The sequence below is a fragment of the Microbacterium sp. GW823-FHT02G05 genome (assembly GCF_058797175.1).
This window is the reverse complement of sequence record NZ_JBXAJK010000001.1, coordinates 666,956-680,459: the sequence shown is the minus strand read 5'-3', so window position 1 is coordinate 680,459 and position 13,504 is coordinate 666,956. Positions and strand designations below refer to the sequence as shown.

The window sequence follows — 13,504 nt, the reverse complement described above, 5'->3', positions numbered from 1 at the left end:
CGCAATCTCGGGTAAAGTTTTCGAGGTTGCGGGGCTATAGCTCAGGTGGTTAGAGCGCTTCACTGATAATGAAGAGGTCCCAGGTTCAAGTCCTGGTAGCCCCACGTTTCACCCACAATTCAATACCCGTACGGGGCCTTAGCTCAGTTGGTAGAGCGCCTGCTTTGCAAGCAGGATGTCAGGAGTTCGAATCTCCTAGGCTCCACTGGAAACTCCTGGTCCGACTGAAAAGTCGGACCAGGAGTTCTTTCGTTTCAGTGCTGGGACGTGAGCACTTACGGAGCAGACATCCTCGCGGAGTTTTCTGGAGACATCCGCGGATGCCACCAGCTGAAGCATGCCGCGCCCGACCCGAGACCTTGCGAAAGAGAGCTTCGGTGAGCCGCGCATGACAGGTGAAAGGTGCTCGGGCTACACCGCTCAGTTCATGGCGGCCTACGAGGATGGGACGCGCTCACGCATCTTCCGCATTAGCCCGACGTCGCAGGCGGCGCTCAAAGCCCTGACAACCGCGATGGCCGGTGGTGCGCCGGCGCGGAAGCGGACCATCACGATGGACGAGCTCGCCGCAACGTGGGAAGCGCCGCAGCGCACCTCTTCGGCCGTCGTCGGCGAGAGAACACGGATGCACTACATGCCGGCCTGGCATCGTCACTTGCAGCCCACCTATGGGAGACGTGCGGCGGACGCCATCACGCGCGCGAAGTTCGCCAACCACGTCCGCGGCATGCTCGCCCCTCACCCGGAGCTGCTGCCCGATGAGACGGTGATCGAGCTGCAGCGCCGCCTTACCAAGACCTCGCAGTGACGAGATTGAACCGCAGCGTGTGGATGTGCCGCGGCAGGGGCTAACGCACGGGCGTCACGGTCAGCACAGCGGGCGTCTGCGGGTCGGAGGTTCCCGCTTCGACAATCGCCGCCGCGCGGTCACCGGGGATCCGACGGTACGGAAGGCTCGGGAGCAGCACCCAGGCAGCACGCCACCCCTGGTGCTGGATGGCGCGCCGCACGTCGCGGCACTCCTCGCGGCCGAACTGCGGCACACGCAGGCCGTGAGGGTGCAGGACACAGGTATCAAGGTGCTCGTGGAGCATCGCCGCGCGCGTGCTAAGGACGAGAGCGACGACGTCGAGGAGTGAGCTAGGAAAGAGGCGTCGACAACGACGGTGCTCGCGCGTGACCTTCCACCCAAGGCTTATGCGCTGGCCGCTCGGTCATGTCATCGACGTGCATGCGAACCACTCGCTCGCGATCGTCTGACCCGGTCATCACTCAGCGACGCGCTAGGCGTCTCAAGCTGTAGAAGCGAAGGAGTCGTGCAGTCGGCTGAGAAGTGGGGCGAGCTTCGCCTCTAGAGTCGCCGGACGATGGACGCCCGTGAGGGTGCCGAAGCGAGGAACGGCCTGCAGGACTGCGAACGAGCCGCCGCCGACCCACGACACCTGGCTCGTGACGCCACCTCGGTCAGTGTCGTTGATGACCTGCAGCAGGCGCGGAAGAGTGAAGTCCAGGACGGTCTGGGTGTTGCGCTCGACCGTGACCCAGCGGCGGCGCATCTTATGAGCGGTCGCCGCTGTCGTGCCCGAGCCCGCGAACAGATCGACTACCAGCTCACCAGGGTTGGTGGCGATGTGGAGGATGCGCTCGATCAACTCCTCTGGCTTCGGCGTGTCGAAGACTGGCTGGTCCGGGAACAGCTGAAGGAGATGCCGCTTCGCATCGTCATTCGTACCGACGTCCGCCGAGCCCCAGACAGTGAAGGGTACGAGGCCGCGCAACTGGTGCGCGAACAGCTTGATGCGGGGGGAGCCGGCGCCACCCTTCGGGAACCAGATTCGGTCCTCCTCCAGAAGCTGGCGATAGGTGGACTCCGTCGCGTACCAGGAGCGGCCGCGCGGAGGACGAACGACGCCACCGGAAGGCGTGACAATCTCATACTGTTGCGCCTTGCGAAACCCAGGTGCTGTGAAGGGTGCGTCAGCCCAAGGCCCGCGGGGGTCGTCATCACGGTTGCGGAGGGTCGCCTCGTCCTTCGCGAGTAGGTTGCGCGACAGCTTCCACTTCCGCGGGCCCGACGGCGCATAAACGAGGATGGTGTCGTGGTTGGAGGAGAACGCAGCGCGTGAGTCCCGCGTCGTGCGCTTCTGCCAGACGACGCTCGCGACGAAGGCATCCTCACCGAACACTTCGTCCATGATCATGCGGGCGCGATGCACCTCACTGTCGTCGAGGTGCAGCCACACGGACGCATCCTCGCGCAGGTGCGGCTTCAGCGCAGCGAGTCGGTCGCGCATCATGCTGAGCCACATCGGACGCGCGAGCGCGTCGCCGTACTGCGTGAAGGTCTTGCCTGTGTTGAACGGCGGGTCGATGTACACCGCTCGGATGCCATCGGTGAACACACCTGTCGCGCTGAGTGCCTCAAGCGCATCCAGGCCGTCCCCGATCGCAAGGACGTTCGAGCGCGGACCAGGGGTCTCGGCACCGAAGTGCTGGACGGAGAGGGGCGTCGCGAGCGCAGCGTCGGTGGGTGCGACCCATTTGTACGTCGCCGCGCCGTGCGCGCGCAGGGACAGGCTCTTGTTCGGCCAGGCGAGCTCAACTCCTTTGCTCATGCGACGGGACACCTTCTGTCTATGCGCGGCAAGGCCTCGTCGGGGTGTCCGAGGCCGGGTCCAGACTACGATGGCAGAAGCCTCGGACAGCGGAGGCGCGACGGAGGTGAAGGCACTGGACACGACGACTGCGCCTCTGGCGACGAAACCGTTCATCCGCTGGGCGGGCGGCAAGACGAAGCTCCTGCCGCGCATTCTGCCGTACATTCCTTCGACGATCGCGAACTACCACGAGCCGTTCCTCGGCGGTGGTGCCGTGTTCTTCGCCATACAGGGCCGTATCGAGAACCGTGCACATCTGGCCGATGTGAATCCGCATCTGGTCAACGCCTGGACCGCCATGCGAGACAGCCAGGATGCTCTTCGACCGCTGCTGGATGTCCACCAGGCACAAGACTCGAAGCAGTACTTCTACGAGGTTCGGGCTCAGTCGGCAAGCGACCCCATCGAGAGTGCGGCTCGCTTCCTCTACCTGAACGCAACCTCGTGGAATCACTTGTGGCGAGAGAACTCCAAGACCGGAGCGATGAACGCGCCGTGGGGTGACCGGTCGTTCAAGGGGTTCAGTGACGAGACCTTCGCTGCGCTCGAACTCACACTCGCGATCGCGGACGTTCGTACCGAAGACTTCCGGGACGCGCTCGATCGCGCGAAGCCGGGCGACTTTGTCTACCTCGACCCGCCGTATCTCCCTATCTTCACGAACCCGGACGAGAAGGAACCGACGGCGAAGTTCAACAAGTACAACGCGAAGACGTTCGAGCTCCCCGACCTGATGGACCTCGCGGAGCTGTGTCGTGGTCTCTCGGAACGCGGCATTCGCTGGGTCATGTCTAATCGCGACACCAAGGGCGTCCGCGAGCTATTCGACTTCGCCGATATCGTGGGCTTCACAGCACATCGTTCAGTTGCGGCACAGAGTAAGCGTGAGGTCGAAGCGCACCGCTCCCCGGAGGCCGTGATCATCGGGAGGTAGCACGTGGTTGCACAGGCAGTCGAAGCAGTCTGGCTTTGGAAGTTCGGGGTAAGCGCGTTCAAAGCGACCTACGGGCGGTTCGCTGATTCGCCCTCGGGGGACTCCTACACGAAGAACTACGTCCAGGTCAGCGGCGAATGCCGTGACCTGCTTTCGTCTGTTTTCCACATCGCTCAGGAGAAGGGCGTTCGGCACGACCTGACCTATGTGTGGCCGGGCGGACAGGTCGTCGGGCACGTGAACTGGTCGGTGGACCGCTATCACCTGAACTGGCCGATGGGTGGAGCCCCGCTGCCCTGGAAGCTGACGCCCAACCCTGTCGACACGGCAGTGGGCGCCATCCCGGGAAACCCAAGTCACGATGACCAAAGCGACGCAGACGATGAGTGGAATGCCCTCGCGGCACGGGACCTTGAGCCGTATCTCGTGGCTGTGAAGCTCCGCGGCGAGTCGGACAGACTTCACATGCGTGCGTACCTGGCGAAGCCCCAGAGCGGCATGGAGTGGGCAGCTCTGGACTCGCTCCCCGGCGGCATCCCGGCCGCGGCCCGGACGACGCACGGTAACAAGAGCTGCGCATCGCTCGAGGTGACCGGTGGTGTGACCGCGGCGCCGGAGGTCGCGCAGCTCCTCGAGCGCCTCGAAGAGAACCCGAACGTCCTCCTCGTGGGGCCTCCCGGCACGGGCAAAACTGTGTTGCTCGAGAAGCTGGTCGAGTTCGTCGAGCACAGCGCCGGCGGCCTCTTGTTCGACCCGGACGAACCGCACCAGGCGTTCACCGAGGATACCGGCGCGCTTCCCGGGCAGACCCGCACTGTCGTCCTCCATCCTGCATACAGCTACGAGAACCTGGTCGTTGGTCTGCTCCCGGAAGCAGCGCCTAAGGGCGGCGTTGTGGTGAAGGCAGCGGCAGGCCCGCTTGTGAGACTTGCCGAATACGCGAAAGCACCAGGACGGCGGGCGCTCCTCGTCCTCGACGAGTTTAACCGCGGAAACGCAGCGGCGGTTCTCGGCGACACGATCGCCCTCCTCGACAAGGACAAGCGTGGCGCCGCCGTGGTCGACCTTCCGTACAGCGGCGGAGAGGTCCCGGCTCGTCTAATGCTGCCCAAGAACCTGTGGGTCGTCGCTGCCATGAACTCGTCGGACCGCTCCGTCGCTCCACTCGATGCAGCCCTGAGGCGTCGATTCTCGATCATCGAGATGCCGCCGAACTACGCGGTGCTCGGCCAGAACATCGGCGCAGAGGAGGACCCAGACTACGGCGCGCCGCTGACCGACTGGACACCGGCGACCATTGCTGCCCTCGCCGTCGAACTTCTGCAGGCTGTTAACAGTCGAATCGACGCCGTGCTCGGGGCCGACTTCCGGCTCGGGCAATCGAACTTCTGGGGAGTTGGGGGTGAGACCGTGGAACACGCGGCCGCCAACCTCATCTCCGCGTTCGATTACCGCATCGTCGCCACATTGAAGCTGGCGATGCAAGACGACGACGGTGCCCTTGCTGCCGTCCTGAGAGCCGGAACGGCGGAGAGCCCGAAGGGGGGTGCGTCAAGCGTCGCGCACTGGGAGAAGGGAGACCCTGAGCTCGGGACCTACGCGTCTGCGCGGCTTCACCTGCGTGAACTCTCGAAGCTTGATCAGCAGGCGGCTGTCACGGAGCTGCTGCGGCAATCTGGACGCTGATGTCTGAGCGCATCCATCTGCGCGAGTACGAGCAGATCTCGGCCTCCGATCGACAGCTGCAAGATTTGCGCGAGGGAGCGGCACAGCTCGACGCACAGCTTCGACCAACCATTCGGCAGTTCCGTGCTGACGGCCAGAGTGCGTCATTTGGCAATGTAGTGGGCTCGTTCTCGCTGCCGAGTGGCGACGTCGTCGAGGTCGCCCCGAAGGTCCGAGCCAACGACTGGACTACCGCCGTCATCCACCTACTCTCTGAAGGAACGCGCCTCGCGGTCACCGGGTCCCATCACTCGCGGCCCTCGGAGCGCAAGGACGATCTGACCGCGGCCTTGGCCTTCGAGTACGCGGGGCGTCTCGAGCGCGCTCTGCGCAGGGACGGCCCGATGATGACCTATGAGCGTCGATACGAGGTCAACCGCAAGTGGCGCGGTCGGCTCGACGTCACAACCTGGGCCCGGACAAGCACAGTCGACCCCACTCGATTCCCGATGGGGCACGACGAGCTTTCAGTTCTGAACGACTTCACCCGCGGCCTGTCCGTGGTCGCTGGCCTCCTCGGACGTTCAGCCGCGGGAAGCGAGGCAGCCTCTCGGTTGCGGCGGCTCCAGAACGCCATCATCCCCGGTGCGCCGGTGCCGGCGTTCATCAACCCCAAGGTGGCCCGCCGTCGTTTGCCGGCACAGTGGGCATCCTACGTGCCCGCCTGGGACATCGCAGCATCCATCCTTCGAAGTCAGTCTGTCGTCGGAGACCCGGGCAGAGCAACTGGCTTGGAGGTCGCGGTAGAGCCTTGGAGACTCCTCGAGACGCTGCTCGAACGCGCCCTCGCCACACTCGCGGCTACGGATGACAACCTCCGCGTCCTGCCGAAGACGACGCACCGGTTGCTGACCGACCGTGTCGAGGTCGCGATAGCTGGCGCCGACAACTTCCCTCGTGCGGTGGAGCCCGACGGGCTCCTCGCGTACGCCGACGGGCGGGTTCTTGCCACCTTTGAGGCTAAGTACTCGAATCGCCCGAAGCGCGAGCAGATCTACCAGGCACTCTCGACCGCCGCCGCGCTTACCGCGCCGAAGGCATTCCTGCTGTATCCGTGGTTGGAGCCACCGAGACACTTTGATGTCACCGGGTTCCACGGCCACCCACACACTCTCGTGACGATCGGGGTTGACCTCTTCGGCTACCGGCGTGGCGAGACTGATCGTGAGCTGGCAACCGCACTGAAGCCTCTGGTTGGCGTTGTTTCTCCACTTGTAGTGAGCACGAAGTGGGCAGAGAGAGATTCCGGTGCTTGAGGTGAGGGTCTCGCGACCCGCAGTAGCCGCGGAATTGCCGGGGTAACGACCGACGTCGACCTGCTGTGCGAGGTAGCTTTGCGAGCAGGAAGACAGGAGGTTGATTCTCGTAGGCTCCACACAGAACCCTCGCTTTCGCGGGGTTTTGTGTTTCTGGCGGGCCTCGTGGCTCCGAGGACGCACTTGCCCGCCGAGGACGCGCTCAATCCACGTCGCTACGACGCGTCATCGGCGGCGGGGCGCGTCCTCGACGCAAGACACCCCACCCCAGCGGCCCCGGATCACCCCCGGAAACCGGATTAGGCAGGTCACCTACCAAAACCCGTAGGATGGGGAAACGGGGGCGGGGACGAAGGGGACCACCATATGCTCAACAGCATCACCGAGACGCTCGTACTGACCGGTGCGATCATGCCGCAGGATCTGCAGGCAGCCATGGCGACGGTCGGCGACGGGGAGCAGCTCTCCACCCACCTTCTTGAGACGAATCAGATCACCGCGACGCAGCTCGCTCACGCGGTCGCCACGGCTCGTGATCTGCCCTACACAGACCTGACTTCGCGAGAACTGGACCCCGAGATCATCGGCCTGGTCCCCAGCGCCCTGTGCCGTCGCTACCAGCTGATTCCGCTGGAGCGTCGCCGTCGTACGCTCATGGTCGGCATGGTCGAGCCCGCTGATCTCATCGCGATGGACGACATCCAGCGCGTGACCGATCTCACGGTCGAGCCCGTCGTCGTCAGCATCGACGGCCTGCGCCAGGCCTTCGAGCGCTACCTGCGCTCGGACGAAGAGTTGAGTGACCTGTCAGAGCAGATCGGTGAGGCGGCAGGTCCAGGCACGACGGCGCACACCGAGTCACTCGACGACGGCGATGCGGATGCTCCGATCGTCCGTTTCGTGAACCTGCTGATCACCCAGGCGATCAATGACCGCGCGAGCGATATCCATATCGAGCCGGGGGAGCGGCAGCTGATGGTCCGCTTCCGCATCGACGGCGTGCTGCACGAGATGCAACGCGCGGATGCATCGATCCAGGACGGCGTGATCTCACGACTGAAGATCATGGCCTCGATCGACATCGCTGAGCGTCGCCGCCCACAGGATGGCCGTATCTCGGTGTCGCACGAGGGACGCCAGGTCGACCTTCGTGTGGCGACGCTGCCGACGGTGTGGGGCGAGAAGGTCGTCATGCGTATCCTCGACAACTCCGGGCAGGCGCTCGCGATGAGCGACCTGCGTTTCGGAGCCAACAACGAGGCGCGCTTCCGCGAAGCCATCAGTCGCCCGCATGGGATGGTGCTCGTCACCGGTCCCACGGGTTCGGGTAAGTCGACGACGCTGTACACGGCGCTTGCCGAGGTCGCGAACCCGCGCGTGAATGTCATCACCGTGGAGGACCCGGTCGAGTACCGGATCCCCGGCGTGAGTCAGGTCCAGGTCAACCAGCGCGCCGGGCTCACCTTCCAGGCGGCGCTGCGCTCGATCCTGCGGTCCGACCCCGACATCGTGCTCGTCGGTGAGATCCGTGACCACGAGACGGCCAACATCGCCGTCGAGGCGGCCCTGACCGGTCACCTTCTGCTGTCGACGCTGCACACGAACGATGCGCCCAGTGCGATCACACGTCTCATCGAGATCGGCTGTGAGCCATTCCTTGTCGCGACCGCCCTCAGTGCCGTCGTGGCACAGCGCCTCGCACGCAAGCTCTGCGCGAAGTGTCGCGTGCCGGCGCACGAACCCGAGCGGATGCTGCGCGATCTCGGCTTTCCGTATGACCCGTCCAATCCGCCGCAGATGTTCAAGCCCGGGGGATGCCCGACCTGCTCGGGGACCGGCTATCGCGGCCGCATCGCGCTGCACGAGGTCATGGTGCTCAGCGAGGAGATCCAGCACATGGTCGTCACTCACGCCACGGCGACGTCGATCCGCGAGGTCGCAATGCAGCAGGGCATGACCTCGCTGCGCACGGACGGCTGGTCGAAGGTCGCGCAGGGTCTCACCACGATCGAAGAGGTCATGCGCGTCACGATCTGAGAGCGGATGCTCCGAGATGACGAATCCCCCGTCGCGAGTGAACGCGGCGGGGGATTCGTCCTGGAGTGATCAGGCGGCGCCCAGTTCGCCGTAGATCGTGAAGATCGGCAGGTAGAGCGAGATCACCATTCCACCGATGATGATGCCGATGCCGACGATGAGGATCGGCTCGATGCTCGCGGTGAGCTGCTCGGTCGCGGTCTCGACCTCGTTCTCGTAGAAGTCGGCGATGCTGGAGAGCATCTCGGGGAGAGTTCCGGATTCTTCACCGACCGACACCATCTGCGCGACCATCGACGGGAAGACCTCGGCCTTCGCGAGTGGCACCGAGAAGGAACGTCCTTGGCGCACCGACTCCTGCACCGTGAGGACGGCCTGTTCGATCTTGTAGTTGTTGCTGGCCTCACCGACGATCGCGAGCGCCTGGATGAGTGGTACGCCCGCATTGAGCATCATCGAGAGGCTCCGGGCAAAGCGGGCGACGGCGATCTTCGTGTTGAGGGGACCGAAAACGGGCATCCGGAGTTTCAGCGGGTCGACGCGCTTGCGCACGGCCTCGGTGTTCTTGTTGCGGCTCCACCAGATCCAGCCGACGACGGCGACCACGATCATGACCGGAAGAATCCAGATCATGTTGTTCGAGATCGACACGATGATCTGGGTCGGCAGGGGAAGCTCCGAACCCATCCCCTCGAACATGCTCTTGAAGACCGGCACCACGAAGGTGACCATGGCGATGACGCCGAGGATCGCGATCGACAGAACGACCAGGGGATAGGTCGTCGCGGACTTGATCTTGTTCTGGAGCTCCGCCTCGTCGGCGTAGGTGCGCGCGACCGACTGGAGGGCATCCGCGAGGAATCCACCCATCTCGCCGACGCGGACCATGCTGATCATGAGCGGGGGAAAGACATCGGGATGGCTCTCCAGCGCGACGGACAGCGACACACCGCGGGCGACCTCGGCCTGCACGGCGACGAGCGCGGTCTGCAGGACCTTGTCTTCCGTCTGCTCGGAGAGGATTGTGAGAACCCGCAACAGGGGCAGCCCGGCGGTCACGAGTCCGGCCATCTGCTTCGAGAACACGGCGAGGGACGAGATCTTGACGCGCTTCTCGAAGCCGGGGATCGTGATCTCCTGGTTGAGACCCGTTTTCGAGAGCAGCTGCACGTCGAGGGGGATCAGCCCTTGCGCGCGCAGCTTGTTGACGACGGCGGTCTCGCTGGCCGCTTCCAGCGTGCCCTTGACGACGCCACCGCTGGTCGCGTCCGTCGCGCGGTAGGAGTACTCCTGAACGATCGCCATGTCAGTTCGCCCATCCAAGGGTGCGATGCTCCGTGGCCTGCATCGACCACGCGTCCGCGTCGAGGTCCTCAGGGCGAACGCGCACGTTGTCCAGGTCCTTCGGGTCGACAGCGATCGACCGAGCGACCTGCTGAGAGATGATGCCGTTGGCGACGAGGCGCTTGAGATCCTGGTCGAGCGTGTGCATGCCCTGCGCGGATCCGGCCTGCATCGCCGAGTACAGCTGTGCCACCTGTCCCTCGCGGATGAGGTTCGCGACGGCGGGGGTGCTCACGAGAACCTCGGTCGCGATCGTACGGCCGGCCTTCTGCGCGAGGGGGAGCAGCGTCTGGCTGATGATGCCCTGCAGGGTGTCACCGAGCTGGGTGCGCACCTGGTCCTGCTGGTGCGCGGGGAAAGCATCGATGATGCGGTTGATCGACTTCGCCGCGCCCTGGGTGTGCAGGGTCGAGAGAACGAGGTGACCGGTCTCGGCCGCAGAGAGCGCCGTCTGGATCGATTCGGTGTCTCGAAGCTCACCGACCAGGATCACATCGGGGTCCTGACGCAGCACGCGTCGCAACGCCTCGCTGAACGAGCGCGTGTCGCTGCCGATCTCGCGCTGGTGCACGAGGGCGCGCTTGCTGGTGTGCTGGAACTCGATCGGGTCTTCGAGGGTGACGATGTGAGTCGGTTTGGTCTCGTTGATGATGTCGACCATCGCGGTCAGCGTCGTCGACTTGCCGGAGCCCGTCGGACCCGTCACGAGCACGAGTCCGCGAGGGCGCAGAGCGAGGTCGCGGGCGATCTGCGGCGCGCCGAGCTCGGCGAGTGACATGGCCTTCGTCGAGATGAGACGCAGGGCGACCGCCGTCTTTCCGACCTGACGGAAGGCGTTGACACGGAACCGTCCGACGCCGGGAACCGCGTGCGCGAGGTCGACTTCACCGTTGCGCTCGAAGTCCTCGGCGAGTTCGGAGGAGAGGATGCCACGCAACGAGGCATCCAGCCATGCCGCGGGCAGCACCGAGCTGATGCGCGGGATCGGCGCCAACGAGCCGTCGACGCGCATCAGAGGCGGCTGGTCAGCCGTCAGATGGACATCGGAGGCGCGGTGTCCCGCGGCCTGGGCGAGAAGGGCATCGAGGGTGAGTGGTTCGCTCATGGTCGACTCACTTTCCGGAGAGCACGAGGCTGCGCAGCGCGACGGAGACGCTGATCGTGGGAGCACCGTCGGGGTCGGCGGCAACGTTCTCGGTGAATGCCACGGTCTCGATGCGCACGAGCCGCGACGCGGCGCGAAGGGCATCGACGAACGCGGCGGCCGATGTCATGTCCGCAGTCGTGACCTGGATGGCGAAGGGCAGGCTCTTGCGCGGGGACTCAGACGGCGTCGCCGGGACGGGGGCATCGTCCGTTGCCGTCGCAGTATCATCTCCGGCCGGGGCTTCTTCGGTTGCCGGAACCTCTTCCGCGGGCGCAGGTTCTTCGCCTTCGATGACGGGCGTGACCCACGGCTCGGGTTCAGTCACGGTGACGGATTCCACGGTCGACGCGGTGGCGGTTGCGGCGGCGTTGATCAGCTCGAAGATGTCGTCATTGAGAGCGACCGCGGGGATCTCCGAGCGGAGCCCCGCCAGGCGTGCCTCCAGTTCCGGCTTCTTGACAGCCTTGAGCTGACGTACCTGGGCGTCAAAGATGTCATTCGACTGACGCACGGTCGTGGCCTCGGCGTGCACCTGGCCGGTCTGAGACGAGAGGGGAACCACTCCGAGGACCACTCCGAGCACCACGACGAGCACGATCGCGAGGGTGCCGATGATGTTGATGAGCTGCTTGGGCATGATCAGTCCTCTTCTGCCGCAGCGGGCTCTTCGGGGGCGAAGCGCCCGGTGTACATCTCTTCAGCAGCGAGGATCGTGAGGACATAGGAGTAGAGGATCGGAGCGTCGGGATCGACGGCGACCGCTTCTTTGCGAAGTTCGATGCCGTCCGCAGCGTAGATCCCGGTGGCTCCGCGCATCGCGCGAATCACGCCGACCACGTCGAGCGGGGTCGCCGAGGTCACGGTCATGACGACAGCAGGACCGGGAAGATCCTGCGGTTCGCCTCCGGTACGACCGATCCCCGCGGCTTCCACCGCGAAGTTCGTGATCGAAGAACCGGCGGGCAGGACCGATGCTGTCGCTCCCAGCAGCCGGGACCACGTCAGATCGGTGCCGAGTGCTTCCGTGCGAAAGCTGGTGAGATCGGCTTCCTGTCGCAGCATGTCGCTGACATCGGAGAGCGATGAGAGCTCTCCGAGAAGCGCCGTAGTGCGCTCGTTCTCCGACGCGAGGCGCAGATCGGCCGCGATCTTGAGCGAGAATCCGCCGAGGACGACGATGCCGACCAGCAGCAGGGCGGCGATCAGGATCAGCAGCCAGCGGTGGATGAGAACCTTTCGCCCCCGACGCTCGATCTCCGAGCGGGGCATGAGGTTGACGTGCGGCACACTGCCGAGGATCAGCCCGTGTGATGAGGGAGAGGCCATCAGAACGTTCCTCCGTAGACGACACCGAGGGTACCGACGAGGTCGAGTGCGAACTCGCCCTCGAGCGCGATCTTGGATGTGGTGATCATGTTGATGTTCACGTACTCGACACGCGTTCCGAGCACCTGGCCGATGGCGGCCGCGACGTCGGGGATCGCGGAGCCGGCACCGCTGAGGTACACGCTCGTGACGGGTGCGGCTCCCGGACGCTCGTTCGCGAAGCGGATGGTGTTGCGCACCTGGTGCACCAGATCGGCGACGTTGGGGTCGGGTGCGGTCGTCACCGATCCGCCCACACGCATGGATGCCCGGGAGCGCAGCGGTGCGCCGACACCGGCCGGGGCCAGCAGCTCTTCGAACTCATCCTGCCCCACCAGGGAATCTTGCATCTCCGCGGCTCTGCGGGCGCGCACCGTCGTCGTGGGAAGGTCGACGGGGATGATGCGGACGAAGCGCGGGATGCCATCGAGCATGACCACGACGTAGGTCGTGTGATCGGTGATGTGGATCATCGCGGCGGTCTCACCCGGCACGAGCAGTGCCCGTGAGATGCGAGCGAGCCCGAAGGGCAGCAGGTCGACGACATCGACCTCGATCTTGGCCTTCGCGAGGGTCGAGATCAGCGACTCGACCTGCTCGGCGACGGCGGCGACGAGCAGACCCGAGACCTGGTCGCCGACTTCGCTGGCGGGGTAGAAGTCGAGGACGGCCTGATCGATCGGCACCGGAAGAAGATCCTGCACCTGATAGGGGAGGGCCTGGCGCATCATGTCGGCGGTCATCGCCTGTGTCGTGTAGTCACGGACGAGGATGCGGCGGCTGCCGAGTGCGAGGATCACCGAGCGACTCTTGATACCCGCGTGAGACCACAGCTGGCGCACGGCGATGGCGACAGCATCCGCGTCCAGGATCTCGGAGTCGCGCGCCGAATCCGGGGGGAGCGGAACGGAGCCGGCGGCGAGGATCAGCGGAGTGCGACCGGGGCGCACCTCCACGGCGCGCACATGCTCTTCAGTGATCTCCAGTGCGACGACGGATTTGTTCATGTCGTCCTTCCCTTCTGAGGCAGCGCGTGTGG

The 13,504-nt window shown here is 65.0% G+C and carries 12 protein-coding genes and 2 tRNA genes; 7 read left to right on the top strand and 7 right to left on the bottom strand.

Annotation, left to right across the window (positions count from 1 at the left end):
* The first annotated feature begins 30 nt into the window (after positions 1-30).
* From AC1REM_RS03185 to AC1REM_RS03175, 3 genes are all read left to right on the top strand, one after another.
* A tRNA-Ile gene (locus AC1REM_RS03185) sits at positions 31-104 on the top strand.
* 28 nt (positions 105-132) lie between these two features.
* Positions 133-205 (top strand) — tRNA-Ala (locus AC1REM_RS03180).
* Between the two features lie 183 nt (positions 206-388).
* Complete coding sequence (locus AC1REM_RS03175) at positions 389-808, top strand: hypothetical protein (protein ID WP_492513296.1); 420 nt, start codon at positions 389-391, stop codon at positions 806-808.
* Between the two features lie 40 nt (positions 809-848).
* Here the strand turns inward: AC1REM_RS03175 and AC1REM_RS03170 are convergent, their stop codons facing one another.
* Positions 849-1,010: a hypothetical protein gene (locus AC1REM_RS03170; RefSeq protein ID WP_492513295.1), complete on the bottom strand. Its 162-nt coding sequence runs from the start codon at positions 1,008-1,010 to the stop codon at positions 849-851.
* 282 nt (positions 1,011-1,292) lie between these two features.
* Positions 1,293-2,615 carry a site-specific DNA-methyltransferase gene (locus AC1REM_RS03165; protein WP_492513294.1) on the bottom strand — a complete coding sequence of 441 codons (1,323 nt, stop codon included), beginning with the start codon at positions 2,613-2,615 and terminating at the stop codon, positions 1,293-1,295.
* 70 nt (positions 2,616-2,685) lie between these two features.
* Between AC1REM_RS03165 and AC1REM_RS03160 the strand changes: the two genes are divergently transcribed.
* The 4 genes from AC1REM_RS03160 (at position 2,686) to AC1REM_RS03145 (ending at position 8,609) form a co-directional block, all read left to right on the top strand.
* Positions 2,686-3,591 carry a DNA adenine methylase gene (locus AC1REM_RS03160; protein ID WP_492513293.1) on the top strand — a complete coding sequence of 302 codons (906 nt, stop codon included), beginning with the start codon at positions 2,686-2,688 and terminating at the stop codon, positions 3,589-3,591.
* Between the two features lie 330 nt (positions 3,592-3,921).
* The gene (locus AC1REM_RS03155; protein WP_492513292.1) at positions 3,922-5,277 is read left to right on the top strand and encodes an McrB family protein; all 1,356 of its coding nucleotides are present in this window, start codon (positions 3,922-3,924) and stop codon (positions 5,275-5,277) included.
* A 158-nt stretch (positions 5,278-5,435) separates the two neighbouring features.
* Positions 5,436-6,572 (top strand): 5-methylcytosine restriction system specificity protein McrC, encoded by a 1,137-nt coding sequence (locus AC1REM_RS03150; RefSeq protein WP_492513291.1) that lies wholly within the window; start codon positions 5,436-5,438, stop codon positions 6,570-6,572.
* A gap of 366 nt (positions 6,573-6,938) precedes the next feature.
* The gene (locus AC1REM_RS03145) at positions 6,939-8,609 is read left to right on the top strand and encodes a GspE/PulE family protein (protein WP_492513290.1); all 1,671 of its coding nucleotides are present in this window, start codon (positions 6,939-6,941) and stop codon (positions 8,607-8,609) included.
* 69 nt (positions 8,610-8,678) lie between these two features.
* Here AC1REM_RS03145 and AC1REM_RS03140 read toward each other — a convergent pair whose 3' ends face one another.
* The 5 genes from AC1REM_RS03140 to pilM are packed head-to-tail and all read right to left on the bottom strand — an operon-like array spanning position 8,679 to position 13,472.
* Complete coding sequence (locus tag AC1REM_RS03140; RefSeq protein WP_492513289.1) at positions 8,679-9,914, bottom strand: type II secretion system F family protein; 1,236 nt, start codon at positions 9,912-9,914, stop codon at positions 8,679-8,681.
* 1 nt (position 9,915) lies between these two features.
* Positions 9,916-11,058, bottom strand: a complete 1,143-nt coding sequence (locus AC1REM_RS03135) for a type IV pilus twitching motility protein PilT (protein ID WP_204938557.1) — start codon at positions 11,056-11,058, stop codon at positions 9,916-9,918.
* A gap of 7 nt (positions 11,059-11,065) precedes the next feature.
* On the bottom strand, positions 11,066-11,737 hold the full coding sequence (locus AC1REM_RS03130; protein ID WP_492513288.1) for a hypothetical protein: 672 nt from the start codon (positions 11,735-11,737) through the stop codon (positions 11,066-11,068).
* A gap of 2 nt (positions 11,738-11,739) precedes the next feature.
* Positions 11,740-12,426: a hypothetical protein gene (locus AC1REM_RS03125; RefSeq protein WP_492513287.1), complete on the bottom strand. Its 687-nt coding sequence runs from the start codon at positions 12,424-12,426 to the stop codon at positions 11,740-11,742.
* Entirely contained in the window at positions 12,426-13,472 is a 1,047-nt protein-coding gene (pilM, locus tag AC1REM_RS03120) for a pilus assembly protein PilM (RefSeq protein ID WP_492513286.1), read from the bottom strand. Before pilM ends, AC1REM_RS03125 begins: the two co-directional genes overlap by 1 nt.
* Positions 13,473-13,504: the final 32 nt, after the last annotated feature.